Source organism: Serratia sp. CY52157, assembly GCF_052168495.1.
Lineage (GTDB): Bacteria > Pseudomonadota > Gammaproteobacteria > Enterobacterales > Enterobacteriaceae > Serratia > Serratia ureilytica.
This window is the reverse complement of the sequence record NZ_JBJNMO010000021.1, coordinates 1-547: the sequence shown is the minus strand read 5'-3', so window position 1 is coordinate 547 and position 547 is coordinate 1. Positions and strand designations below refer to the sequence as shown.

Below are 547 nucleotides of genomic sequence, written 5' to 3'. Positions count from 1 at the left end.
CTGACTGCCTAGGCATCCACCGTGTACGCTTAGTCACTTAACCTCACAACCCGAAGATGTTTCCATCGTTCGCGCTGCAAACATTTGAGAGACTCTATGACAGGTTACTCTTCATCCCAGTACATCTACGGAGGGATAAATTTCAGCCGTCATGTTTCAATTTTCAGCTTGTTCCAGATTGTTAAAGAGCAATATCTTAAACATGACTCGGAAGTCATCTTTAAGATATGGTGTATCGTCAGATACTTGAGACCGCCGCTTTCACCGGGTGGGTCGGAAGCTTGGCGTCCCCTAGGGGATTCGAACCCCTGTTACCGCCGTGAAAGGGCGGTGTCCTAGGCCTCTAGACGAAGGGGACACGACACCGTACTTTTATGACGCTTTTGCTCGTTACTTTTTCATCAGACAATCTGTGTGAGCACGCCACTCGAACTAATATCTTTAGGTAAGGAGGTGATCCAACCGCAGGTTCCCCTACGGTTACCTTGTTACGACTTCACCCCAGTCATGAATCACAAAGTGGTAAGCGCCCTCCCGAAGGTTAAGC

General features: G+C 48.6%; 1 tRNA gene and 1 rRNA gene. Both read right to left on the bottom strand.

The window, feature by feature from the left end:
• Positions 1-282: 282 nt before the first annotated feature.
• Positions 283-358: transfer RNA gene (locus ACJ8IP_RS24240), tRNA-Glu, on the bottom strand.
• An 88-nt stretch (positions 359-446) separates the two neighbouring features.
• Positions 447-547: ribosomal RNA gene (locus ACJ8IP_RS24235) — 16S ribosomal RNA — on the bottom strand; the annotation flags it as partial.